Here is a 25,419-nt window from a genome sequence, read left to right as displayed (position 1 = left end):
TTATTATGTTTTTAACTAAGGACGATTATTTAAATCTTCAAAAAGCGACCAATGACTATCTAACTATCCAAAGAACCACAATTTTAGTAGTGATTGATCCAGCAGTCGCAGCTTCCCATCAAATTGCGCAAGATGCCAAAGCTGGCACAGAAGTATTATTGTTAGACCAACATCAAGATAGTATTACTCAAATTACTACCACATTAGCAGCAGGAGACTATTGCACCCTGCATTTGATAGCGCATGGAGCTCCTAATGGTTTACGTTTAGGTGGTACTGACTTAAGTTCTGAAACTATAGCTCAATACAAACAACAACTTTTGGAATGGGGTATTGATGAAATAATAATTTATGGTTGCAATATTGTTTTTGATCAAGAGTTATGGGTCAAACTTCACGTCCTCACAGGAGCAAATATTACTTTTGCCGCCTAATGCTTGATTGAACATTCGAGATCGCGATTCTTCGTGAAAAGTCAAGAAATATTGTCGAAGCCTCAGAGTCAATAGCGATCACACCCGTCTATTTGTATAAATTTGGGTAGTTTAGTATAAATTTAGATAGTATCGGGATAATGCTATTAAACAGAATTTTAATTTGACTCCAATTAAAATCTAATGTGGCAAAAAGTTAAACGAATACTAAAATGGCAAAGTAATTTGCTGATTGTTCCTTGTGTGGCAGGCTTGATCATCATTGGGAGTAATGCGGGCATTTTTCGGATTCTAGAATGGGCAACTCTCGATCAGTTTTTTCGCCTACGTCCTCACGAAACGATAGAAGATCGCATTGTGATCGTTACTATTAATGAAGCAGATATTCAATATGTTCAGCAATGGCCCATTTCAGATCTGTTAATGGCTGAATTGATTCGCCGGATTAAAGTCCAAAACCCCAGGGCGATCGCCATGGATATTTATCGAGATTTAGCTGTAGAGCCTGGGCATCAAGAATTAGTCGAACAATTTAAAAATACGCCAAACTTGATTGGAATTCAAAAAGTTGCGGGTCAGGCGATCGCACCATCTCCGATTTTAAAGGAACTTGGTCAGGTTGCAGCTAACGATCTTATTTTGGATACTGATGGCAAGGCGCGGCGTGGCATTGTCCTTTTAGGAAAACCCGATGGGGAAGTAATTCAAGGCTTGGGCGTGAAAATGGCACTGCTTTATTTAGAACAGCAAGGAATTGAACTCGAAGCTATTGATGCAGAGCGGAAGATTTATGGTGTAGGGAAGGCCAAGTTTGTTCCTCTTTCTAGTAATGATGGTGAATATCACCAAGAAGAAATGGGCGGTTATCAAATTCTGTTAAACTATCGTGGAGAGTTGGATAAATTCACTCATATTTCTCTGACAGAAATTCTCGAAGATCGCCTTCCCGAAAACTTTTTCAAGGATCGCCTAGTACTTGTCGGTGCGATCGCATCTAGCCTTAATGACAATTATGCCACACCCTATAACAGTAGCTTACATACTCCGACAGATTTAATGCCGGGAATTGTCATCACAGCCAACCTCACAAGTCAAATTATTAGTGCTGCCCTAGACAATCGTCCTATGCTACGAGCGACGGTAAAACCTCTTAATTGGCTATGGATCATCTTCTGGTCTGGCTATGCTAATATTTTCGGCGCTCTCTTACTCCGAAAACGCTGGTTAGCAGTCTTAGGCATTGTTCTTGGAGGAGTTATTATTATTACTGTCTCCTATGGAGCTTTTGTCTTAGGTTGGCTAATTCCTGTATTTACCCCTCTTTTCGCAGTGGTGAGCACCACAATAGTGAGCATTGGCCTTGTTTTATGGCAAAATCTGATGCTTTCCCGCCGCAAGTTGAAAGATTATGCCCATAGCCTAGAAGATAAAGTTCAAGCAAGAACTGTCGAACTAGCTAATGCCAATGAAGAAATTAGAAGTCTCAATGCTAAACTGACCCAAGAAAATCTCCGCATGGGTGCAGAATTAGATGTTGCTCGTCAACTTCAGCAAATGGTTTTACCTAAACCAGAAGAACTGGCCGCTATTGAAGGCATCGAACTTGCTGGCTATATGAAAACTGCAGATGAAGTGGGGGGCGATTATTACGATGTTTTATACAGTGACGGTTTACTAACAATCGGGATTGGGGATGTCACTGGTCATGGGTTAGAAAGTGGCATTGTGATGATGATGACCCAAACAGCAGTCCGGACTCTCCAGGAAATCAAAGAAAGCGATCCGGTCAAGTTTTTGGATGCTCTCAACCGAACTATATATAAGAACGTACTGCGGATGAACTCGGAGAAAAATCTGACTTTATCTATTCTCAACTACTCAAAGGGCAGAGTGACAATCAGCGGACAACATGAAGAAACCCTCGTCGTGCGTACTGGAGGAACTATTGAACATATTGACACGATGGATTTGGGTTTACCGATTGGGATCGATGATGATATTGCCGATTTTATTGATTACACTAGCCTTGAGTTGACTTCCGGTGATGGTCTAGTTCTCTACACTGATGGGATTACCGAAGCTTTCAATCTAGATAAAAAGCAATATGGGATGGAGCGCTTTTGTCAGATTATTAGTCAAAATTGGCAATATACAGCTCAAGAAATTCAACAAGCAGTCATTGATGATGTCCGAACATTTATTGGCAAACAAACAATCTTTGATGACATGACATTAGTAATACTTAAACAGCAATAGATTTTGATTGTGACATTTTTTAGATTAAGGGCTATCCTACTGACCTAGTTAGTTTTGCCACAGAAGCTGCAATTTGCGCAAAAGGGATAACAATCTAATGTTTGGTAAAAAAATTCTGATAATGTTCTTCATCCTGTTATTAGTTTGCCGGCTTGCTGGATATTCCATAAATTTAACCCACAAGTTATTAGGAATTACAGAAGGAGAAGCATTAGCTGATACTGTAGGTAACACAGTTTATCTAGAGCAAGGATGGACAAAGAAAGCCCAGCAGTTATTCTATTTCACAGATGAAGGATCGAGGTTCATGCCCTATTCATGGTTCCTCGCTCTTGAGCAAGCCTCAAGTCAACAATTATTCCGTTCTGACGCAAATATTAATGCTTTCCGTTATTTACCAACTAAACCTAGCAAACTGAATCCTGATGGATTACCGATTGGCTTTGTCAAGAATGTTGATAGCAAAGGACAAGAATGGGTCGGTTTTAGCTGTGCTTTGTGTCACACCGGTCAGATCACTTATCAAGGCACTAATATTCGGATTGATGGGGGACCAACTCTCGGGGATATTGAGAATTTCCAAATTAGCTTGGTTAAGGCACTCGATGCAACCTATGAAGAGAAACAAAAGTTTGCTCGTTTTGCGGAAAAGGTATTGGGTTTTCAGCCCAACTCAAATGACTTGGCAAAATTACGAGGCAATTTACTAGGGCAAACCCAAAAGCTAAAGAAATTTATCAAGATCAACTACGATTATTCCGACCGAACCGATTATGGCTTTGCCCGAGTTGATGCAGTTGGAGCTATTGTTAACGAGGTGATGGCGACCTTCAATGACCTACCTGAAAATATACGTCCCGCTGATGCACCTGTTAGTTACCCTTTTCTTTGGGGAACTCATCAATCTGATGTCGTTCAATGGCCTGGTTTTACGCCGAATGGACCATGGGAGCTGGGAACTTTAATTCGTAATGCAGGTCAGGTGCTGGGCACATTTGGTACTATTGATATTCCCAAAAATAAAGGATTGACTGGGTTATTGGAAAAGGGATTGCCTGCTTATAATTCTTCTGTGAAAATCGATAATTTGGGCAAGATTGAGACATGGGTTGCTGAACTACGTTCTCCACGATGGCCAGAAAAGTACTTACCTGCTGTTAACCAAGAATTTGCCGAACGAGGTAAAGTACTTTACGACCAGTATTGCTTACGATGCCACACGGTGATTTCCCGTCAAGATCAAGCACTTCCTTACCAGGCAAAACTCATACCTCAGAAAGAAGTTAAAACCGATCCTAAAGAATTGGAAAACCTAGCACGCAAACTAAAAGCCGGAAAGTATGAAGGTCGGCTGGGGATGATTCCCAATCTTGAACAAATCCCCGCCAGAACCACTGCCTTGAATCCTTTACTAAATGCAACTATAGGGGTTCTTGTAAAACATCCATTAGCGACAATTAAAGCAGCTGGATTAGAAATGTCTAACTCTGTAGAATCTATCGAAGAAGTTACTAATTTACAAGGATTCTTCTCTAAATATCAAGTGCTCTCAAAAGCATCTCAGATTTCGTCTCTTAAAAATGCTAAAAAAGCGGCCAAGCGAGCATCATATAAAGCTCGCCCATTAAACGGCATCTGGGCTACTGCGCCTTATTTACATAATGGTTCTGTACCTAATCTATACGAACTTTTATTATCTCAAAAAGAGCGTTCCGCAGTCTTTTATGTCGGAAACAGAGAGTTTGATCCAGTAAAAGTCGGATATATTTCTAATGCAAAAGTTAGCGATATTTCCCTGTTTAAATTTGATACTTCTTTGGTAGGAAATTCTAACCAAGGTCATGAGTATGGGGTTCATCTAACGGACGATCAGAAGTGGGAACTTATAGCATATCTAAAAACTCTTTAATCTAAAATTCGATTGAGAGGATATTACGACAGGGCATTCATCTAGGTCTGTTTACGAAATGTATTTGAAACAATTACTCAGGAGAGATTTCCCATGAATAAATTAGTTTTGCCTCAACATGATCGACAAGATACAAAAAAGAGAAAGAGTTACTTAGACAAACAGCGCAAACTCTATGAGTATGTATATAAACTTGGTGGGAATATTGCTCGGCTGAAATTACCTGAGTATTTAGAAAAAAAACAGCCCACATATCTAAAATTAATAAATTTGTTAAGAGCATTTGTCCTGTGGTGGCCGAAACGAGTACCATTTAGTTTTGAATTTTTCTTCAAGTCAGTTGTCAGATGGACAACTCTCGTGCCGCTGGTCTTGCTGGCCTGGTTGAAAATGTTGATTAAAGGATTTCCTTTCCCCGAATTTCAGGATTATTTCCTTTATTCCTTCTACCCCTATCCGTTTAAACGCTTTTTACATAATTTTGATGATGATGTATATTTGGGACTACAAAGAGTCGCGGGGGTAAATCCTACTTTAATTGAAGGACTAACGCCAAAAAACCCTTTACGCGAGACCTTCCAGGCGCAAGAGATAGTTAAGTTTTTGACCCCTAAATCCTACGAGGAAGCATTGCAAGATAGCCGATTATATGTCACAGACTACTCGGTTTTGAAAAAACTTGCTGACAATCCTGGGTTGGTTGATGGTGAGACAAAATACTGCACCACACCGATCGCCCTTTACTATCGTCAGGACAGCGGATTACTTAAACCACTAGCGATACAACTATACGCAGAAAAACCGACAAGTTCTGAGAATCCTGTCTTTACCCCAGCTAATGGAAATCATTGGTTGATGGCAAGAGCCTATGCCCAATCTGCTGATGCTAACCTTCAAGATACTTGGACACATGCTGTCTTCCTGCATTTTGTGATGGAGGGAATTATTTTAGGAACTTATCGTAACCTTGCTTATAACCATCCACTTTATGCATTGCTTTATTCTCATACAGAAATCACCCTTTTACTCAACAACCTTTTTCCATACTTCGATCCCCCTCCAACGGCTCTAACCCGATTATTTGCGGCTGATCAATATACAACTGTCGCTTTTGTTGGCCAAGCTATGGAAAAGTACAATTTTCGGGAACAGATGTTTTTCGAGGATATTAAGCGGCGGAAGGTAGATGACCCTAACTTATTTTATCCCTATCGAGATGATGGTCAGCTTGTTTGGGATACTATTTATGAATTTGTAGATGAATATATTAGGCTCTATTACAAATCTGAGCAGGATGTATTAGAGGACATTGAATTACAAGCTTGGGCTGATGAAATTGGAAGCAGTTTTAAGATCAATGGCTTTCCAACACAATTCACCACCATCAAGGATTTAGTTGAAATAATCGCCAACATTATTTTCTTAGTATCAGCTAAACATAATTGTATTAATTACAGTCAATTTGAGTACCATACCTTCATGCCTAATAATCCTTTTGCAATTTATGAGCCTCCCATTACCGACTTGAACAAACCTATTTTCAAAGAAAATTTAATTAAGCTATTGTCTCCAAATAAGTTGACGACCTTGATCCAAACTTACCTCTTCTATTTGACGGGCTTTAAGATTAATCGGCTGGGTGACTATCCCTTAGAAAAATTTGATGATCAAGCGAAAGAAGTTATCCAGAAATTTCAGCTCAAGTTAAAGATAATCTCAAAAGAAATTGAGAGACGTAATCGAGATCGAGATTTCCCTTATCCCCACATGGATCCTGCGAATATTCCCAACAGCATAACTGCATAACTTTGTTATTGTCTGAATTCTGAATTCAGCACTTGAGTCGAGAATTATTGTGATTGAGCTGGCTATATAGCTTTTGCTGATGAGGTCGGAGTTGATTGATTGGATGTTTTCTCTAGAAAATTGGGCATATTACATACATTGGTTGGGATAGAAAACAGATAAGAGAGACATTCATGAGACGAGTAATTGCCAACTATCTTCTTACTGAGAAAATTTATGAAAGTGCCAACTCAGAAGTGTATCGAGGTAGTCGAGAGTCAGATCGTCGCTCCTTTATTCTCAAAGTCCTCAAACAAGATTATCCCACAGCACAAGAACTGACACGCTATAAACAAGAATATGAAATCACGCGCAACTTAAATTTAGATGGAGTCATCAAAGCTTATAGCTTAGAACCCTATCAGAGAACGCTAGCAATCATCCTGGAGGATTTTGGTGCATCGTCTTTAAAGAAGTTGATGAATGATTCCTCTCTTTTCCCGCAAGCTAAAAGCGTTGCGGAGCGAACTAAGGCATTTCTCCGCCTCGCTATCAAAATTACCGAAACCTTAGGTCAAATTCACACCACGAATATTATTCATAAAGACATTAATCCGTCTAATATCGTCCTTAATCCAGACAGTCAAGAGGTAAAAATTATTGATTTTGGTCTGTCTACAATTCTGACTCGCGAAAATCCTACCCTCAAACATCCCAATGTTTTGGAAGGTACATTAGCCTATATTTCACCAGAACAAACGGGAAGGATGAATCGTTCCCTGGACTACCGCACAGACTTTTACTCCTTGGGAGTCACTTTTTATGAACTACTGACAGAACAATTACCGTTTCCTACTGCTGATGCCATGGAGTTAGTTCATTGTCAGATTGCGAAACAGCCGGTACCGCCCAGTGAACTTTTAGAAAGGCATGGTGATGATGATTTTCGAACCACTGTCATCTCAGACATTATTATGAAACTGATGGCGAAAACGGCAGAGTCTAGATACCAAAGTGCTTGGGGACTGAAAGCCGATTTAGAAAAATGTCTTAGGCAATTAGAGACAACTGGCATAATTGAAGAGTTTCCTCTGGGTTCTCAGGATATATCTGACAATTTTCAAATTCCCCAAAAACTCTACGGCAGAGAGCAAGAAATAGAGACTTTATTAGCAGCATTTGAGAGAGTAGCGGCTGGGGGAAGAGGCTCAGAAATTCAGGAACTAGAGGGAAAATTAAATCGTGCGGAGAACAAGGTTCCATTAGAAATGATGCTGGTTGCTGGTTATTCTGGCATTGGTAAGTCGGCGTTGGTGCAGGAAATCCATAAACCGATTACCGAAAAGCGTGGCCATTTCATTTCTGGAAAATTTGACCAGTTTCAGCGTAATATTCCCTACTCGGCTATAGCCTCTGCTTTTCAAGGATTGGTAACCCAACTGTTAACTGAAAATTCGGAAAGCCTTAACCAATGGAGAGAAAAACTTTTAGCAGCTCTTGGAGCAAACGCGCAAGTGATCATTGATGTTATTCCTGAAGTGGAATTGATTATCGGCAAGCAGTCAGCAGTGTCATCTTTAGGCCCAATCGAGTCGCAAAATCGTTTTAATCTTGTATTTGGCAATTTCATCCGAGTATTTTGCAACCAAGAACATCCTTTGGTAATCTTTTTAGATGATTTACAATGGGTCGATTCGGCTACTCTCAAGTTGATAGAACTGATGGTGACCGATAATGACACGCAATATCTGTTTCTGATTGGAGCCTATCGGGATAATGAAGTCAGTTCTAACCATCCCCTGACGATTACTCTTAAGGAGTTGCAAAAGCAAGCGGTCATTATAAATCAAATTACCCTAGCACCTTTAGCACTCGATAGTGTGGTTCAAATCCTTGCTGAGACCCTATATTGCGATCGCGGTAGTGACAGCTTTGCTGATCGCGCAGTGCCTACCGAAAGGTCTCGCGGTAGTGACAGCTTTGCTGATCGCGCAGTGCCTACCGAAAGGTCTCGCGGTAGTGACAGCTTTGCTGCTCGCCTATCGGTGCAACCCCTAGCAGAATTGGTGATGTCCAAAACTAGAGGAAATCCTTTTTTTGTTAATCAATTTCTGAAAACTCTCCATCTTGAAAATCTGCTCAAGTTTGATTTTGATCGTCTCTGTTGGCAATGGGACATAGCTCAAATTAAAGCCATGGACATCACAGATAATGTAGTGGAGTTGATGATTAGCAAAGTTAAGCGACTACCATCACCCACCCAGCGAGCTTTACGTTTAGCGGCTTGTGTCGGTGCATCTTTTGACTTAAGGACTTTATCTATCATTTGTGAACAATCCACCTCAGAAGTTTTCCAACATCTTTTGCCAGCAGTTCAATCAGGGTTAATTCTAACCATCTCAGAGTTAGACGAAGATTTATTAATTCAAGATTATAAATTTAGTCACGATCGCATTCAACAAGCAGCTTATGCTTTGATTGAGGAAAATATAAAAAAACCGATTCACCTTCAAATAGGAAGACTTTTGCTGGCGAATCTCTCCGCACAACAGCGTTTGACAAGGCTGTTTGAATTAGTAGACCATCTCAATATGGGTCGAGAGCTGATTGCCGATGCGCGAGAACAAACAGAACTACTAACATTGAATTTAGAAGCTGGTCAAAAAGCGAAACAAGCTACAGCTTACGCCGCTGCGCTGCAATATGTGACTATAGGAATGGAATATCTCAGCAAAAATAGCTGGGCTGAAAATTATGAACTCACCTTTAAACTAACCCAAGAAAAGTCAGAGCTTGAATATTTAAATGGTAATTATGAGCAGGCTGAATTTTTGATTATGCTTCTCTTGGAAAAAGCAAGGTCATCCATTGAAAAGGCTGACACTTACAGTTTTCTGGTTCTGCTCTATACCATGCTTGGAGAGTACCTAGAAGCCATTGAAGCTGGGCGCAAGGCCCTAAAACTACTTGGCATTGATTTACCGAAAGATAATTGGTTGGATGCACTAAACCAAGAACTTATTGAAGCCAAGGCTAATTTGGGAGACAAGCCCATTATTTCCCTAAGTGATGCTCCAGAAATGGTTATTCCTGAAAAAAAAATAGCCATAAAATTGCTTAAAAATCTGCTGACGCCGGCTTATGTTTTGAATCAAGATTTATTTGGTTTAATTTGTAGCAAAAGCGCCAATATTTCTTTTCAATATGGTGCTCATCCAGAGTCAGCAATGGCTTATGGGTCTTACGCAACGACATTGTTATCCCGTTTGGATGATTATCAATCAGCTTATGAATTTGGATTGGTGGGTCTGAAAATTAGTGAGAGGTTTAACGATTTAGCGAACAAGTGTAAAGCCTGTAACATGCTAGCGAATCATATTATTCATTGGATTAAACATAGCAAATATGCTCAAGCTATCAATGATGAAGGTTATAAGGTGGGTTTGGAATCTGGGGAAATACAATTTGTAGGTTATATCTTACATTCCCAAGTAGTGCATGGGTTTTTTGAAGGTAAAAATCTACAAGATCTTCTGGCTGTTATTCCCAACTCTCTATTATTTGCTAGTCAACCCAAGAATATTTTGGCGTACGATACATTATTTGCCTATCAACTCACAATAGTTAACTTAATCGGTAAAACTCATGTTCAACATTCTTTGGTTCAGCAGGAAATAACGGAGGAAAAATACCTTGAAAATTGTCAATTGCAAAAAAATGACTTCTCTCTTTGTTATTACTATATCTGCAAATCCTATACTCACTATCTTTTTCATCAATATAATTTAGCCCTTGAATACTCAACTAAGGCCAAAAAGATACTTTCTTTAATTCGGGGTATGGTAGCAGAAGCGGATCAAAATTATTATGCCTCACTTAGTTCAGTGGCTATCTATTCTAGCGCTACTGCCCCGGAGCAACAAGCATATTGGAGCAAGATAGAAAGTAATCAGAAGCAAATGAAAATTTGGGCTGACAATTGCCCAGAAAATTTTCTCCATAGGTATCTTCTAGTCGAAGCTGAAATTGCGAGAGTTGCAGGCCAAGATTTAGAAGCAATGGAATTGTATGATCGCGCTATTGCCTCTGCTGCGGAAAATAAATTTATCCAAAATGAAGCCTTAGCCAATGAACTAGCAGCCAAGTTCTGGTTAATCCATGGGAAAGAGGAATTTGCCCAGCTTTATCTAAAGAAGGCTCACTATGGCTACCAACTCTGGGGAGCGCAACGCAAAGTAGAGGATTTGGAAAAGAAATATCCCCAGTTACTCTCTAGAGCATTTACTACCACAAAACAAGAAATTCAATCCACTAGTAACATCTCTTCTGAGAGCAATTCTAGCGTTCTAGACTTGACAACTGTTATTAAAGCATCCCAAGCATTAGCTAGCGAAATCGTCCTGGATAAATTACTCGCCAATTTAATGAAGATTTTGATTGAAAATGCTGGCGCACAAACCGGAATCCTGATTTTGCCATTAATCAGAGAAGGTATAGAGCCTGATGCTTGGGTCATTGAAGCGGCAGGGGTTGCCGATTCAGAGGAAGTTAAGATCTTGCAGTCAATTCCCATAGATGCAATTAATGCGGCGACACAACTCACGCATCTTTCTACATCTATTGTTAACTATGTTCTGCGCACTCAGGAAAGCCTAGTCTTGAAAAACGCAGCTTTTGAGAGTAAATTTATAGGCGATCCCTATATTGTTGCTACCCAAACTAAATCTGTTCTCTGCGCACCTTTGCTGAATCAGGGGAAACTCAATGGCATTATCTATTTAGAAAATAACCTGACGACAGGAGCTTTTACTTCAGAGCGAGTTGAAATTTTAAGGATACTCTCAGCGCAAGCCGCAGTTTCCATTGAAAATTCACGTCTCTACGCAAAATTAGAAGATTACAGCCATACCCTAGAAAAAAAGGTTGAGGAACGGACAAAAGAACTTCAGAATGCCAATCAAGAACTAGAGCGTTTGGCAAATCTAGACGGGTTAACCAAGCTTGCTAATCGACGCTATTTTGATGAATATTTAGCTAGAGAATGGAAGCGAATGCTCCGAGAGCAGAAGTCATTGTCCCTGATTTTATTCGATGTGGATTTTTTCAAACGCTATAACGATCACTATGGGCATCAGGCTGGAGATGATTGTTTAGTGAAGGTAGCCCAAGCAGCGAAACAGGCTGTTAAGCGACCTGCTGATTTGGTAGCTCGCTATGGTGGTGAGGAGTTTGTTGTTGTTCTGCCCAATACAGATTTTGAAGGAGCAAGCGCGATCGCAAAACGGATTCAAGATGAACTCCAGCAGTTTCAAATTGCCCATGAAAAGTCAGAGGTTAGTCCCTTCCTTACCATCAGCATAGGACTAACCTATCAAATACCGACCCCAGGTCACGACTGCAAGCAGATGGTTGGCGAGGCCGATGCAGCCTTATATATGGCTAAACGGCAGGGTCGGAATCGATATTGTCTCTATAGTCCACCCACGCCAAATTAGGGAGGAAAGAATATGGATACTATAATTTAGATTTCTAATGATGTCCGAACAAATATTGGCAAACAAAAAATCTTTGAGGATCAACAAGGTCAGATCCTCAAACAGCAATAAATTGAAATAATAATTTAAATTTATATTAGGGAATACTAGAAATCATAAAATTCAGCAGCCAGTTGTTGATAATATTACTTTAATAATACGGAACCAGTAATAAATTTATTTTAAGAGGTTCAAAAATGCCCAAACTGTTTGGGGAATTCTTCGATGTATTACCTTATGTAAGAGATTCTTTGGAGATTATCTTTAGTCCCACAGCTCATTGCGTCAGGAAAAGATGGTCGATCAATCGGATATCTGCTCAATTTATTGCTGATTATTTCTCTGCTTTTTTGCCAATAGATGAAAATGAGACTGATGGCGATCGCAGAATTGAGGAGGCGAAGAGTTCAGTTATCTACCTATCTAATGAGTTGCTAGAAAATGCGATGAAATTTCATTTTTTAGAAAGCAACATGAAGGTCAAATTTGCAATTTATATTCTAGAGAATAGCTCCAATGAAAGCTCCGAGATCACGATAACACTTCACACTACAAATAGCCTTAGCATAGAAGCCCAGGAAAAATTTCAAATCTTTTTAGTTAACTTACTTGCTTGTGATCCTGAAGAATTATATGTTAGCCAAGTCGAACAAACTCTTGAGCAAGAGGACACCGAATCATCAGGATTGGGTTATTTAACCATGATTAATGATTACTCAGCCAAACTAGGTTGGAAATTTGAAACAGTCAGTGTCCGGCCTCAGATTTTAACTGTAACTACGATGGTGCAAATAAAAGTATAAGATGAGGAAATAAACAATTTATTGAAATAATTAAAGAAAAATTCTAAAAACTTTTAAGTATTATGACAATTAAAGAAATTAAAGATCAAGATTACATAGTGCAATATGATTCCGATGCCAACCTAGTCGATTTTATCGGTTTGTTTAGCCTCAAGGGACCCAAAGAATATGCCCCTATCGCCGAGCTATTAAATAAAATCGCAGCAGATGAACCAGAACAAATGACTTTAAATCTAAAAAAATTAGAATTTCTTAATAGTTCTGGTATCAGTATGTTGTCAAAATTTGTTTTAGGTTTACGCAAAAAAAAAGCAATTCAATTAGTGATTTTGGGCTCAAATAAAATGTCTTGGCAGACTAAGTCATTGAAGAACTTGCAAAAATTCCTACCTAGTTTAAAACTAGAAATTGACTAATTCTTTATGTTAGAAGAACTTCTCCCTTTTGAAAGTAATAGCGGAGCCTTTGTGATCGCTAGCTTGCTCATCGCAGCTGTCGGGGCAGTTCTACTATATATAATTTTATTTTACGTATTGCGATCGCTGTTTCGCCAATTTGAAAAAGATATTGCTCTGGTTACTCTAGATACTTCGGCCTATCCAGCACTGGCAATTTTTGTGCTATTAGCGCTGAAAATTAGCTTCAGCCACTTAGACTCGATCGAGATAATTGCCAGTCTGGAAAATCTTCTAACAGCTAGTCTTATCATCGTATTTAGTTATTGGCTTATTCAGCTTTTAAATAAAGTTGTTATCTACTATCTTAGGGATTACACACAACAAACCGAGGTCATGTGGGACGATGTATTGTTGCCCATAATCGAAGCTGCGGCTCCTATCGTCATCCTAATTGTTGGTGGGGGATTAGTTCTTAAATCTTTTGGGGTCGATCTTACCGGAATCTGGGTTACTTTAGGCGGAGCCACTTTTATTATCGGTTTTGCCATTAAAGATATTCTAGCCAACTTTTTTAGTGGAATTGTGCTCCTAATAGATACTCCGTTTCAATTTGGGGATGTCCTGTGCCTAGAAGACGGTTCCTTAGGCATGCTCAAAAAAATTGGGGTGAGAGTAACGCAACTATATATGTTTGATAGTCACTGTGACATTTACATTCCCAACAGTAAATTACAGGGTCAAAATATTACTAATCTTAGTCGCCCCACTTCTTATTATTATTACGAAACATCAATTGAAATTCCTGTTACCTGGGACTTAGATCGTGCCAAGACAATCATGGAAGAAATTATTCTAGCGCATCCAGATACCTTAGGTGACATTGATTTGAAACTAAGATTTATTGAGGAATTTTACCAAAATGAATTAGCTGGGGTTTCTGTTGAACAACAAAGTATTGGTAAATTGAGATTGTTAACAGAACAAGAAGTCAATTCTAAACTAGAAGAAATTGGCGCATTTTTAGAATCGCTGATTCTGACAATCCAATTTGCCGAAAAAGGAGGTTTAAATGAGGAAGAAATTGCCAATATCCAACAAGAATACCTGAATATATTATTATTAATTGGATTTAAAGTGGTTGTAGATTTTGAGGAAAATTCTTCGGGAACCACCTTAAAAGAAACAAAGTCTGAAGATTGCTTAATTGAATTAGTCAGAGAATGGTATCGAGCTTCCTTAAAAGACCCCAATTTGCTCTATGATGACCAATATCTTATTTCCGAACAATGGGAACGTAATATTAATCTTTTGACCAAAAGAGTCAACAAATTGTGGCAAGTTATATCTAATCCGGAACGAGAAGAAACCAGGGTAGATGATCGTGTTTTAGAACTACTCCAGTGGCTCAAAGGAAGATTCAAACAAATTAGAAGCCAATGGCAACAACCTCAAGTGAAAATGAAAGGACTTAGCCATGATGAAGATTGCGTCTTCGTCGAATTTGAGCTAAACTTTTATGTCGATGACATCAGATTAGAGGATGGTAAACGGGGAACTCGTATTTGTAGTCAAATTTATCAGGAAATAATCCGTTACTTCAAAAATAATTACCCTAGTTGGAGCGGGAATGAAGAGCCTCCATTTAGAGAAGAAGTTATTACTGAAATCCAAAATGATCAAGAGCCGCTCAGAGAAGAAGTCCTTGTCGCAGTCCAAGATGAAAAGTCACCATTAGCGGAGAAAACTTTTGTCGAAACGCAAAATAATGAAGAACAATTATTGACAAAAGAAATTCTTGCTGAGAACCAAAATGATGAAGAGTCAAGATCTACAGGAGAAGCCCTTGCCGCAACCACAAATATCGAAACGACAAATATTGTGTCAACGAATTCAGAGCAGGGCGTAAAAAGCCGCCTAAAAGCTTGGTTTATGGGAAATCGAGAGTGATAATACTCTTCAATTTTACTCAGTCATCAGTTCTCTCCATCCCATAAAAAAATTAACTGTTCACTGATTTGACGAATTATCATCAAAAGTCTGGGTTAATTTTTCATTGGCAATATAGGCGTTCTTAATGGGGAAAGGAATTTCAATATTTTCGCTTTGATATCGTTTATATAATCGCTTGATGAATTCATGAGTAATAATCAAATGATCATAAAACTCTTGAATTTGCAGATAGACAGTGAACTCAATACTAAAATAATCGAAACGTTCATAACGCATAAAAGGCTCGTATTCGGCATCTCCTCCCAGAACTTCGGCTAGGGTTTCTCGGGCTACTTGCAACGTTACTGTTTCTACTTTCTCCAAGTCACTATCGTAGCTAATACCGACTTTCACGGGGATTAACATTTTGTTTTCTGGCAAGGCATAGTTTCTAAAACTTGAAGCAATTAGCTGAGCGTTGGGAATTACCAGCAGATTTCCTGTAATTTCTCGAATCACTGTATATTTCAACTCAACATCTACGACATAGCCTTCTTCACCGGTTTTCAGTTTGATATAGTCTTGAGGTCTAATTTTTTTGGAAGTGATGATATTAATCCCAGAAATTAGGTTGGCTAGTGGTTCTTTGAGTGCCAAACCCAGAGAAAGACTACCTACCCCCAAAGTAGCTAAGATTGGGGCGATCGGAATATTAAGTGATTCGAGAGTAATCAGAATACCGATCGAGAGCACCAAAATCTTGGTGATAGTCTCAAACAAAGTTGTAAGCATGGGACTCGTTCCTTCTCGGCTACTATAGAGCTGAAGAAAACTAACCGCTAATCGTGATACTAAAAGGGTGATTGACAGAAGAAAAACAGCATATAAAGCACGATGAATTACGACTACGCCCTGGAAAGTTAAGAAAACACTTGCGAGGTAACAACCACCTAAAGCAAACCAAATAAAGCTAATGCCCTTAACATTATCAATAATTAGATCGTCTCCTTTCCAAGCAGTTTTTTCGGCAAAAACGCTTAAGCGCTTCAGGACCCTCCTATCAAAATAAAGTCCCAAACCTATGCCAGCTACAACGAACAAAACAGGAATAGAGAATTGTTGTATTAGAAGAAGCCATTTAGACATTATTAATATTTTTCAAATCTAAAACCTACCACTTAAAACCTAACACCAATCTTGACGAGGAAATCGTGTCTTCTACTAAGTCGCGTTCTAAAGTGTAATGGAAGCATCTCGCGCAAAGAGGTGCGACCCCGCGGAATTGGAAATCCGCAAGGGAACGCGCACCTAGCAAAGACGCAAAGGGAATTAAAAAAGCGATCGCAATGTAAATGCGATCGCTAATTGTCATCAAAAATTAATAAAGTAAATTGAGTTATATTGTTTGTTGTTTTAAATTACTGTGTTGTCAGGAATAGTTGCTCCCTTGATAACCACAACAATTCCATTGCGAATATAAAAACCTTCGTCTTCTCTTTTCGCTTCTTCTACCCGATCTTTGTTGGTAATCTGGACATTACGACCAATGCGAGCATTTTTATCAATAATAGCCCGGCGGATTGTGCTCCCAGCACCAATTCCCACGGGAACTTGATTATTTTGTAGACCAGATTTTCTTTCGGCAAAGGGCTCATAAAAATCGGCGCCCATAATCAAAGTGTCTTCGATCGTACAATCGGCTTCGATTCTCGTCCGAATGCCCAATACAGAATGATGAACACGACATTCTTTAAGAATAGATCCTTCCCCAATCATGGACTCTGTGATTTGACAATTCAAGAGTTTGCTAGGGGGCAAATACCGAGAACGCGTATATATAGGGGCTTTTTCGTCATAGAAACTAAAAGCAGGTGTAGGCTGTTCGGTTAAAGCTAAATTTGCATCATAAAAAGACTCAACAGTTCCGATATCTTCCCAATAACCTTTGAAAAGATATGCTTGAACATTATGGTTTTCCGCTGCGGCAGGAATAATTTCTTTACCGAAATCAGTTTGCTCTAAATTGGCTTGCAGAAGATCAATCAAAACATTTTTTTTAAAGACATAAATTCCCATAGAAGCAATATAAGGACTCTCTTTAGCTTCTTGGGGTGTTAATCCTAAAACAGTTGTATCTACCTGCATTTTTTGGAGAGCATCACCTTGGGGTTTTTCATAAAAGTCAACAACCCTACCTTGATCGTTGATTTTCATCACACCAAAGCTCGAAGCACGTTTCTCATCGATGGGCACTACCGATAAAGTGATATCCGCATTAGTATCTCGGTGACGTTGGATGAATTTACTGTAGTCCATACGATATAGATGATCTCCTGAGAGAATAATATATTCATCTACATCCCAATCTTTTAGGAGATTGAGGTACTGACGCACTGCATCCGCTGTTCCTTGAAACCAATCCTTACTTTCAGCAGTTTGTTGTGCCGATAAAACCTCTACAAATCCTTCTCTAAATCCAGAAAAGTTATAACTGCGGTTTAGATGACGATTGAGAGAAGCAGAATTAAATTGAGTTAAAACATAGATTTTGAGAATCTCTGAATTAATACAGTTACTAACTGGAATGTCGATTAAACGATATTTACTTGCTAGGGGAACTGCCGGCTTTGCCCGCAGTTTGGTTAGAGGGTATAAACGCGTGCCCGCGCCTCCTCCTAGAATGATACCTAATACTCTTTTCACAAGACCAACCTCGCAACTGCTTAAATCTCTCAAGATAAAGTTTATCAGGGATCGGGAATTGGAGATTAGGGATTAATAATCAGTAGTTGAAAATGGGGGATCGCTTGAAGGTGAAAGCTTTTAACCGAGCCTGAGCTTATATGTTCAACCAAAGATCAATCTAAGAATATTCACCTTAATCGCTCATTAAAATACTAGTTTAGCTATTGAGAAGATATAAAATTGCGCCCAATAGACCAACTTCTGAATTTAAAACCACATGAAGAGGAATTCGCTCCATAAGTGACTTCATCCGACCCTTATCTTGAAAGGCAGCCAGAAAATTCCCATCTTGCATCAAGGATAAGTTTTTTGCGGCAATCCCTCCTGCAATATACATTCCTCCATAAGGAAGTAGTTTTAATGCCATATTTCCCGTTTCTGCGCCATAGGCTTCGATAAACATGTTCATTGTTTTGGCACATAACTCATCTCCGTTGGCTGCGCCTTGAGAAATAATTGCCGCAGGATCAATGGTTTTGGCGGTTTCTTGTTCCCAACGACTTATCGATTCACCAATAGCAGACGATTCGGCAGCAAAATTAGCATCCCTCAAGAATTGATAAATCGAAATAATACCCTGACCAGAAGCAATTCTTTCAACCGAAATATGGCTAGTATTCAGCTTGGCTTGTAAATATTTGAGCAAATCGAATTCTAAATCATTCCGCGGCGCAAAATCAGTATGTCCTCCTTCGGTGGCAAAAACTTGATAAATTTCTCCTTGAGGAATTAAAAAGCTCTGCCCCAAACCGGTCCCCGCACCAATGACTGCTATGGGAGCATTTTTATTAATTTCTCCAGTTTGGATAGTTGCAAGCTCCGTATCTTTTAGCCCGAGAACACCATAACTATTGGCCGCAAAATCATTGATTAATCTTACTTTGCCGATATTGAGTTCTTTTTCTAATCTATTACCGCTTAAGTCCCAACTGAGATTGGTAAGTCGGCAATTATTATCGATCACGGGCCCTGCGATCGCAAAACAGGCAGATTCTGGGGTCTCTTGCTCACCTGCTGCTAAAAAATCTTCAACTATGGGAACTAGATCAGGAAAACTCGCACTGACATATTTCTGCTCTCGAATAGATTTAAAAGACTTATCCTGGGGATCTGCTTCTACCAAACGCAGAATTGTTTTTGTACCACCAATATCACCAGTGAGTAATAGCATAAATTTTAACCAAATCTAACTTGATTTTTTCCGAAGCACATCGAAATTCATGTTAAATCAAAATTTGACTTTTCTAACACCTAAAACCAGCCTTACCTAGACCATAACAATTATAATCTTGTGATTATGTCTTCTTATTTTCAACTATTTTGTTTCACCTTGATTTTGCTTTTGATACCAAAAACTTCCAAAGCAGAATTTGTGCGGCTTCAGGACGATCAAGCCCAATCATGCTCACTGCAACTTGCCTCGGCGAAAAATATACCCCATCAATGTCTGGCCAAGACAGACCAGAGCAGTCCCTTGGAAGTCTGGCAACAGAGACTATCTTTTGTTTTTGGCAAAATTTCTGAACAGGATTTTATCTTACTCAAAAATACCTATAGTGGATGGAGTGATGCAAAAACTGCTGTTTCCTATGATCGCGATCGCTCCTATCAACTCGTGGATTTTTTGCCGCCCTTAATCCAAGCCCTTAATGGTCATCGATTTGTTCCCGAAACAAGAACATTCAAGCCCCAAGATGGGAATTTGTTGGCAGAGCTATCTGCTTCTAAAACTGAATTTAAAAAATATTTATATATGAACTGTTGGGGACTGGTCTATGAGGTTATGCGCGCAGCTCAAGATTCTGAGGCCAAACCTGCAATTTTTATGGCTCAGGCTAGCCTAATGCTGGAGAAAATTCGTACCAATTCTGAGATGCTTTCGGCTTTTTCGGAACCTTCGGAAATGCCGATTCCTGGGGAATCAATTCAACCGGGAGACCTGATTCTCGTGATGCATAGAAGTTCTGCGGGCTATGAATATCTCGACCATATTGCGATCGCGATCGATGATGGTCTTTATTTTGAAAAGGCAGGAGCTGGGGAACATGTTCCGATCAGAATAACTGACGAAGCAACTTTACTGAAGATCTGGCCTCCTGGAGTTTTTCATTATGAACTGCGACGACTAAAGCCGAATGCTTCCCTGCCTCACCCTCAAGAAATTTTTAGTCTCAACTCGCCCCAAATCAGAGAACAACTTTTTCCCCTGGCGGATATTCCTTTGACTATCGGCAAAGATACGAGCCTGACTTGGGATATTGAAAGTAATAGTTTATCTGCGATTTCTTGGTTTTATCTGATTGATCTTTCCCCATTATCGAGGGACGAGACCGAGAAATTCCAACTGAGAGATAGCTTATATCAACCTCTTTTAAAAGATTAGATGGCAGATGAATAAATTCTACTTCTCCTTATTGGCTTTGTTTTAACTATCCAAAAATTTAACTAATTCTTCTAATTTAGTCCAAGCCGCACCACTAGCAATGATCTCGCGGGCTTTAGCAACTCCCTGCCCGTGATCGCCAAACTTGACAGCTTCTCCTACTTGCAAGGCAAAGGATGCATTTAAAGCCACTGCATCTTGTTGAGCCCTAGTACCTTTTCCTTGGAGAACATTCTGCAAAATTGAGGCATTCTCAATCACTTCTCCACCCTTCAAAGCCTCTAAAGATGCCGAGGTGAAACCCAACTCCTGGGGGTCAACACTAGATAAAGTTACTTTGCCATCTTTGAGCATTGCGATATCTGTGACATCTCCTAATCCAGCTTCATCAAGTTTTTCTCTGCCATGTAGCGCGATCGCGCTGGGAGTTCCTAAGATATTCAGAGCCTCTGCCATAGTTGCGACAAAAGCACCATCATAAACCCCAATCACTTGACCTGTGGGGCATAGAGGATTGACCAAAGGCCCTAATAAATTAAATACAGTTCTCACCTTAAGAGTTTTCCGTAAAGGGGCGACTCCTTTCATTGCAGGATGCCAACCTGGAGCGAACAAGAAGGTAATACCCACTTCCTCCAGTGCCGATCGCACCTTTTCACTCGAAGCTGTCAATTTTACTCCTAGATATTCCAACACATCGGCTGAACCAACTTTGCTCGAAGCCGAACGATTACCATGTTTTGCAACTTTAACCCCGGCAGCAGCAGTGACGAAAGCAACAGCGGTCGAAATATTAAAAGTAGATGCGCCATCGCCTCCGGTACCACAGGTATCAACAACGGGAACATGATGAGTAATCTCTTTTTGTTGTAGCGATTGGGCTTTTAAAACTTGCGCCATCCCTGCCAATTCGGAAGCAGATACTTGCTTGGCTTGAATTGCTGCCAAAATTGCCCCTGATAATACGGGGGGAATCTCCTCTTTGAGCCATCCTGTCATGAGTTGAGCGGCTTGAGCTTGAGAAAGGGATTGTTTGTCCAAAAGTTGTTGTAGCAAGCTTGAAAGATCAACCGATGGATCAAGGGAGTCTGGTTTCATCAGTGTAGTGGTTTTTATTATTAAAGACTTCTTTACGGATAGTAGAATATCATTTTCCAGCCCAAAATCATTTTATTTGTCTAGGCAGAACTTAAAATCTATTCGTGCGCCTAATTAAAAAATTACATTAATAAAAGTATTTAATCAAAAATTAAAGGTATAGTATTATAATTGAACCCCAATAAAACGACTATGTCTAATACGAGAAGTATCCAACTAAAAGTAAATGTAGAGCCTCAGCTGAAAAATGATTTCCAAGCTTTATGCGATCGCGAAAATGTCAGTCTCTCTTCAGCCATTGAAGATCTAATGGGCAAATGTATAGATAAAGATACTTTAGCTATCAGTAGTAGTTCTCGCCTTCATTTCCATGATAGGGAGATTGAGACTTTAAAAAATTTAGCCTCTAACTATAGTGATTTGTTAAATAACTTTTATTTGCTTCAAAAGCGTGTCTCGCGACTTGAACAGTTATTCCAGGAATCTTAGAATATCGAGAGCTCTTGAAATCTTCCTCAATGAGATTAATTTTTGTAATGAGTCTTGATTAGCGTAATGCACTCGAACACCACAGCACCACCAATCGAGTTACGAAGGAATGGGTTACTCTTAAAATGGAGAATGGTGATTCTTAGCCTGCGATTCAAGCCTCTAAAAAAATATCAGTCAGAAGTTTTGACTATGAAACAAAAAAAACTTCCCATTAATTTGTCTCAAGAAGAAATTAAACAATTTTGTCAACGCCACTCGATCCACAAATTGTCCTTATTTGGTTCGGTGTTGACAGATCATTTTACAAGAGAAAGTGATGTTGATGTTTTGGTGGAGTTTGAACGGGGCAAAACCCCTGGTTTAGCTATCATTACGATGGAAGATGAGTTATCAAATATGATCAACCGCAAAATAGATTTAAGAACTCCAGCAGGTTTAAGTCGCTATTTTCGCGAGCAAGTTCTAGCAGAAGCGATGCTTATTTATGATAAGGATTTATAGTATTAGTTGAAACGAAACAGTAAAAACTGAGTAACTTGATCCTCACTAAAATTATTATCACTAACAAGAATTAAACTATTACTCCCATCGGGTAACCGAGGCCCCATCGTCATTCCTTCCAGATTATCGAGATAAATCCCCAAATCTTGTAAATCTAAAAGTAAATCCTTATTTAGAGGTTGGATATCAGAGATATCCTTAAGACTGTCAATCGTATAAGTATCATTAGCATTCCCTGCGACCACTTGAAATATTTTGGCTCCTGCACCAGTAAAGCCAAAAGTACGCTCCAAACTAAGAAAATAGCCTTCTTGATCGAGAGTCAATAATTCTGTTAAACCATTAGAAATCGTTTCCGGCTCATCTGGTTCTAGTAAATATAAATTCTCGGCCACTACAATTGGACTGCCAATAGGATTGATTACATAATGCAAAAAACGAATCCTGGCATTTTCCTCTTCGGTTTGATCTTGAATTAATGATGATTCGATCGCAGTAAATAATCGAAAAGGATCTTGAGGCAAACCCAATGGCTTGATAGCCAAAGATTCAAAAGCGAGATTTTTTTGGATGCCCTGATTTTCTTCAGGAAAATATTTTGGAGAAAGTGGGACAGTAGACTTTAGCTTTCCTGTTTGTAAATCAAATTCACCAATGAAAGGATTAATCTGGTTATCAGGTGCACCCTCACTAGAGATAAAGATTGTGCCTCTGGGAGATAGGGCAAGCCCTTCTGGATCAATCGTTCCTTCTGCAAAGAAATTGCCATTGTGATCTTTGAGGAAAGTGACATTTTCTACTGTGATATTTTCAATAGAAATTTCATCATTATCATTAGCTTGGAGATTTAACTTCATAGTATAAAATCTTGCCGCTCCCCTTTCACTACGATCATCAGATAAAACGTAAAACAAATCCGAGACTTTGTCATAGGCGATCGCAGACAACCCGCCAACTATGGTATCTTCAAAGGTGGTTGGCGGTAATTCGTAACTGTCGAGAAATTCTAAGGATAGATCGAGGAACATTCTGTCCTGCGCCATGACCCGAGGTGGCAGACTACAGGCGGTGACAGAAAATAGTATGATTAGACAGCATAAGGAACGAATTAAAGGCAAGCGGAAAACATTCATTATGTCAGGGAAACTATAAGCTTGGCGGTACAGTCCTCATATTAAAGCGAAAAGGAAATTTTATTAGTAATTCCTAAAAAAAGAGGTGGTTTTAAATCATCCATTGTCCATTTGCAATTATTGAATAATCTAGTGTCAAGCGATCGCATATTTTCAGAAATCATTAAACATTCAACCATAGTACTCTTAACTATCCTTGGCATTGTAGTTCCGAGCACGATCCACCAGAAAATAGTTATTGCGCAAACAGATGTTTTCGACCCTTTAGCGACTCCTCAAAGCGATCCTTTATTGCCGCCATTAAATGTCAAAAGAGAATTAACCCCATTAGAAAAAACGCGGGTGAGAAATGCCATTATCGAAATAGATCAAGAGGCCAAAAATCAGCTGGCACAAGGAAATGTTGAGCTAGCTTTTGAACTGTGGTTTCGAGAGTTGAGATTACAAAAAGCTATTGGACTAAACGAAGAAATTGTCGATCTTGGCAGAATAGGTGCGATCGCATGGCAAGAAAATCTCGGGGAAAATTTACGGGTTATAGCTCGTCGCCTAAGTGTCATTGAACAAGAGGCGACCGCCGCTGATAATCGCGATCTAGAATTATTTACCAATCTGGGAACGGCTTATCAAGAAATTCGATACCTGGATCGGGCAGTCAATATTTATGAGCAGATTCTAACTGAGATTCGAAAAGAAGATAATCCAGAAGAGGAAGAAGAACTTCTAACTATTTTAGGTGATCTTTATCTGGCAAAATTTGATTATGTCGAAGCAGGAATTGTTTACGAAGAGTTACTATCTCTTGTGCAACAGGATATTAAAGATATTTCTCTCGATGAACCAGACTTACAACAAACTTATTTACTAAAGTTAGTAGATATCTACGATAGTTCGAAGCAGCCAGAAAAAGCAATTGTGATTAAAGAGCAGCTTGTAGAAAAATATGCTGAGCAAGAGCAACCAGAACAAATAGCTAGCCTCAAAATCTCTTTAGCCGCAGATTATCAGGCAATTGACGAACTAGAATTAGCTCAAAAATCCTATCAAGAAGCTTTTATTCTGGCTCAATATTTACAACAAATTGCTTTAGCTAATGAATCTCTAGAAAAACTGGCAATACTTTATCAAACTAGCGATCAATTAATATTGGCAACGCAAACCTATTTACAGTTGTTTGAGGTTCAAGAGCAAGCTAATAATGCCTACGCTTTACTTAATATTTGCGATCGCCTGGGCGAACTTTACTTATTACAAAATGATTATGATCAAGCATTGAATTATTACAGTCAGGGTTTAGAATTTGCCCAATTACTCAACTATCGTACGGAGTATTTTCAAACCCAAATTAGAGAGCTAAGAGGTAAGATGTAAAGATATTGCTGAATTCAAATATGGTTTATTATCTCGCGCAAAGACGCAAAGGCGCAAAGAAAGACACAAAGAATCTTTTTCATGTTTAAAGTAATTTTACTTCATAATGAATAGCCAAGTAAACAGCCTAAAACCTATAGTTAAGCGGTATAAGAAAATTAATTCAGCAACACCGATGAGAATAATAAATAAACCAACATGAAATGAATAATATCAATTTAGAAACTGAAAAAATATCAAAAATTTGTCAACACTGGCAAATAGTCGAACTAGCTTTATTCGGTTCAGTATTACGCGAAGATTTCAACTTTAATAGCGACATAGATATCTTAGTTTCTTTTGCCGAAGATGCGAAAATCACCTTCTTCGATCTCGATGACCTTGAACAAGAATTCAGTCAATTATTTAATCGACCCGTTGATGTAGTAACCAAAGCAGCTATTGAACAAAGTCATAATTGGATACGAAAAAACAACATTCTCGGAAACTCACAGATAATCTATGAACAGTGATTCTCTTGCTCTCTTTCTCTCTGTGCCTCCACGTCTCTGCGCGAGACAAACTCACATTCCCTAAAACCCAAAAGCAACTTATAAACAGCGATCGCAAAACCCATCAACTCCTATAAAAAAGAGATTGTTTCTTAAA

The 25,419-nt window shown here is 39.1% G+C and carries 18 protein-coding genes; 13 read left to right on the top strand and 5 right to left on the bottom strand.

All coding sequences use genetic code 11. The annotated features are described in order from the left end of the window. The first annotated feature begins 5 nt into the window (after window positions 1-5). From XEN7305_RS20235 to XEN7305_RS20200, 8 genes are all read left to right on the top strand, one after another. The gene (locus XEN7305_RS20235) at window positions 6-434 is read left to right on the top strand and encodes a DUF4347 domain-containing protein (protein WP_006511376.1); all 429 of its coding nucleotides are present in this window, start codon (window positions 6-8) and stop codon (window positions 432-434) included. Window positions 435-617: 183 nt separating this feature from the next. Continuing rightward, window positions 618-2,690, top strand: a complete 2,073-nt coding sequence (locus XEN7305_RS20230) for a CHASE2 domain-containing protein (RefSeq protein ID WP_006511375.1) — start codon at window positions 618-620, stop codon at window positions 2,688-2,690. A 97-nt stretch (window positions 2,691-2,787) separates the two neighbouring features. Beyond that, window positions 2,788-4,599 carry a di-heme-cytochrome C peroxidase gene (locus XEN7305_RS20225; RefSeq protein WP_052035212.1) on the top strand — a complete coding sequence of 604 codons (1,812 nt, stop codon included), beginning with the start codon at window positions 2,788-2,790 and terminating at the stop codon, window positions 4,597-4,599. 93 nt (window positions 4,600-4,692) lie between these two features. After that, the gene (locus XEN7305_RS20220) at window positions 4,693-6,405 is read left to right on the top strand and encodes a lipoxygenase family protein (protein ID WP_006511373.1); all 1,713 of its coding nucleotides are present in this window, start codon (window positions 4,693-4,695) and stop codon (window positions 6,403-6,405) included. A gap of 173 nt (window positions 6,406-6,578) precedes the next feature. Then, window positions 6,579-11,879, top strand: a complete 5,301-nt coding sequence (locus XEN7305_RS20215; protein ID WP_006511372.1) for a diguanylate cyclase domain-containing protein — start codon at window positions 6,579-6,581, stop codon at window positions 11,877-11,879. Window positions 11,880-12,115: 236 nt separating this feature from the next. Next, window positions 12,116-12,721 carry a hypothetical protein gene (locus XEN7305_RS20210; RefSeq protein ID WP_006511371.1) on the top strand — a complete coding sequence of 202 codons (606 nt, stop codon included), beginning with the start codon at window positions 12,116-12,118 and terminating at the stop codon, window positions 12,719-12,721. Window positions 12,722-12,783: 62 nt separating this feature from the next. Continuing rightward, window positions 12,784-13,137, top strand: coding sequence for an STAS domain-containing protein (locus XEN7305_RS20205; protein ID WP_006511370.1), 354 nt, complete (start codon window positions 12,784-12,786; stop codon window positions 13,135-13,137). 6 nt (window positions 13,138-13,143) lie between these two features. Further along, a complete protein-coding gene (locus tag XEN7305_RS20200; protein ID WP_006511369.1) occupies window positions 13,144-15,066 on the top strand; it encodes a mechanosensitive ion channel family protein in 1,923 nt (640 codons plus the stop codon). A gap of 60 nt (window positions 15,067-15,126) precedes the next feature. Here XEN7305_RS20200 and XEN7305_RS20195 read toward each other — a convergent pair whose 3' ends face one another. The 3 genes from XEN7305_RS20195 to XEN7305_RS20185 form a co-directional block, all read right to left on the bottom strand. Next, entirely contained in the window at window positions 15,127-16,194 is a 1,068-nt protein-coding gene (locus XEN7305_RS20195; protein ID WP_006511368.1) for a mechanosensitive ion channel family protein, read from the bottom strand. Between the two features lie 267 nt (window positions 16,195-16,461). Then, the gene (locus XEN7305_RS20190) at window positions 16,462-17,751 is read right to left on the bottom strand and encodes a glucose-1-phosphate adenylyltransferase (protein ID WP_006511366.1); all 1,290 of its coding nucleotides are present in this window, start codon (window positions 17,749-17,751) and stop codon (window positions 16,462-16,464) included. Window positions 17,752-17,950: 199 nt separating this feature from the next. Continuing rightward, entirely contained in the window at window positions 17,951-18,964 is a 1,014-nt protein-coding gene (locus XEN7305_RS20185; protein ID WP_006511365.1) for a glucokinase, read from the bottom strand. 126 nt (window positions 18,965-19,090) lie between these two features. Between XEN7305_RS20185 and XEN7305_RS20180 the strand changes: the two genes are divergently transcribed. Continuing rightward, window positions 19,091-20,176 (top strand): hypothetical protein, encoded by a 1,086-nt coding sequence (locus XEN7305_RS20180; RefSeq protein ID WP_006511364.1) that lies wholly within the window; start codon window positions 19,091-19,093, stop codon window positions 20,174-20,176. Window positions 20,177-20,218: 42 nt separating this feature from the next. On the opposite strand, the gene trpD is transcribed toward XEN7305_RS20180, so the two are convergent. Continuing rightward, window positions 20,219-21,274 carry an anthranilate phosphoribosyltransferase gene (trpD, locus tag XEN7305_RS20175; protein WP_006511363.1) on the bottom strand — a complete coding sequence of 352 codons (1,056 nt, stop codon included), beginning with the start codon at window positions 21,272-21,274 and terminating at the stop codon, window positions 20,219-20,221. Window positions 21,275-21,466: 192 nt separating this feature from the next. Between trpD and XEN7305_RS20170 the strand changes: the two genes are divergently transcribed. Further along, window positions 21,467-21,763: a hypothetical protein gene (locus XEN7305_RS20170; protein WP_006511362.1), complete on the top strand. Its 297-nt coding sequence runs from the start codon at window positions 21,467-21,469 to the stop codon at window positions 21,761-21,763. A 192-nt stretch (window positions 21,764-21,955) separates the two neighbouring features. Further along, entirely contained in the window at window positions 21,956-22,267 is a 312-nt protein-coding gene (locus XEN7305_RS20165) for a nucleotidyltransferase (protein ID WP_040898832.1), read from the top strand. Window positions 22,268-22,269: 2 nt separating this feature from the next. On the opposite strand, the gene XEN7305_RS20160 is transcribed toward XEN7305_RS20165, so the two are convergent. Beyond that, a complete protein-coding gene (locus tag XEN7305_RS20160; RefSeq protein WP_006511360.1) occupies window positions 22,270-23,400 on the bottom strand; it encodes an esterase-like activity of phytase family protein in 1,131 nt (376 codons plus the stop codon). Between the two features lie 120 nt (window positions 23,401-23,520). Here XEN7305_RS20160 and XEN7305_RS20155 point away from each other — a divergent pair, with 120 nt between their 5' ends. Both XEN7305_RS20155 and XEN7305_RS20150 read left to right on the top strand, forming a co-directional pair. Then, window positions 23,521-24,771: a lipopolysaccharide assembly protein LapB gene (locus XEN7305_RS20155; RefSeq protein WP_144053331.1), complete on the top strand. Its 1,251-nt coding sequence runs from the start codon at window positions 23,521-23,523 to the stop codon at window positions 24,769-24,771. Between the two features lie 203 nt (window positions 24,772-24,974). Continuing rightward, complete coding sequence (locus XEN7305_RS20150) at window positions 24,975-25,283, top strand: nucleotidyltransferase family protein (RefSeq protein ID WP_006511358.1); 309 nt, start codon at window positions 24,975-24,977, stop codon at window positions 25,281-25,283. Window positions 25,284-25,419 lie beyond the last annotated feature (136 nt).

It is taken from the genome of Xenococcus sp. PCC 7305 (genome assembly GCF_000332055.1).
GTDB lineage: Bacteria > Cyanobacteriota > Cyanobacteriia > Cyanobacteriales > Xenococcaceae > Xenococcus.
Note: the sequence above shows the minus strand (reverse complement) of the source record. Positions and strands in the feature narration are given on the sequence as shown.

Excerpts from the sequence above, each read along its gene's own strand:
- XEN7305_RS20215 (WP_006511372.1), top strand. The coding sequence starts at position 6,579 with ATGAGACGAGTAATTGCCAACTATCTTCTTACTGAGAAAATTTATGAA.
- XEN7305_RS20195 (WP_006511368.1), bottom strand. The coding sequence starts at position 16,194 with ATGTCTAAATGGCTTCTTCTAATACAACAATTCTCTATTCCTGTTTTG.
- XEN7305_RS20205 (WP_006511370.1), top strand. The coding sequence starts at position 12,784 with ATGACAATTAAAGAAATTAAAGATCAAGATTACATAGTGCAATATGAT.
- XEN7305_RS20170 (WP_006511362.1), top strand. The coding sequence starts at position 21,467 with ATGTCTAATACGAGAAGTATCCAACTAAAAGTAAATGTAGAGCCTCAG.
- XEN7305_RS20235 (WP_006511376.1), top strand. The coding sequence starts at position 6 with ATGTTTTTAACTAAGGACGATTATTTAAATCTTCAAAAAGCGACCAAT.
- XEN7305_RS20180 (WP_006511364.1), top strand. The coding sequence starts at position 19,091 with ATGTCTTCTTATTTTCAACTATTTTGTTTCACCTTGATTTTGCTTTTG.
- XEN7305_RS20150 (WP_006511358.1), top strand. The coding sequence starts at position 24,975 with ATGAATAATATCAATTTAGAAACTGAAAAAATATCAAAAATTTGTCAA.
- XEN7305_RS20165 (WP_040898832.1), top strand. The coding sequence starts at position 21,956 with ATGAAACAAAAAAAACTTCCCATTAATTTGTCTCAAGAAGAAATTAAA.
- XEN7305_RS20230 (WP_006511375.1), top strand. The coding sequence starts at position 618 with ATGTGGCAAAAAGTTAAACGAATACTAAAATGGCAAAGTAATTTGCTG.
- XEN7305_RS20220 (WP_006511373.1), top strand. The coding sequence starts at position 4,693 with ATGAATAAATTAGTTTTGCCTCAACATGATCGACAAGATACAAAAAAG.
- XEN7305_RS20210 (WP_006511371.1), top strand. The coding sequence starts at position 12,116 with ATGCCCAAACTGTTTGGGGAATTCTTCGATGTATTACCTTATGTAAGA.
- trpD (WP_006511363.1), bottom strand. The coding sequence starts at position 21,274 with ATGAAACCAGACTCCCTTGATCCATCGGTTGATCTTTCAAGCTTGCTA.
- XEN7305_RS20225 (WP_052035212.1), top strand. The coding sequence starts at position 2,788 with ATGTTTGGTAAAAAAATTCTGATAATGTTCTTCATCCTGTTATTAGTT.
- XEN7305_RS20185 (WP_006511365.1), bottom strand. The coding sequence starts at position 18,964 with ATGCTATTACTCACTGGTGATATTGGTGGTACAAAAACAATTCTGCGT.
- XEN7305_RS20160 (WP_006511360.1), bottom strand. The coding sequence starts at position 23,400 with ATGAATGTTTTCCGCTTGCCTTTAATTCGTTCCTTATGCTGTCTAATC.
- XEN7305_RS20200 (WP_006511369.1), top strand. The coding sequence starts at position 13,144 with ATGTTAGAAGAACTTCTCCCTTTTGAAAGTAATAGCGGAGCCTTTGTG.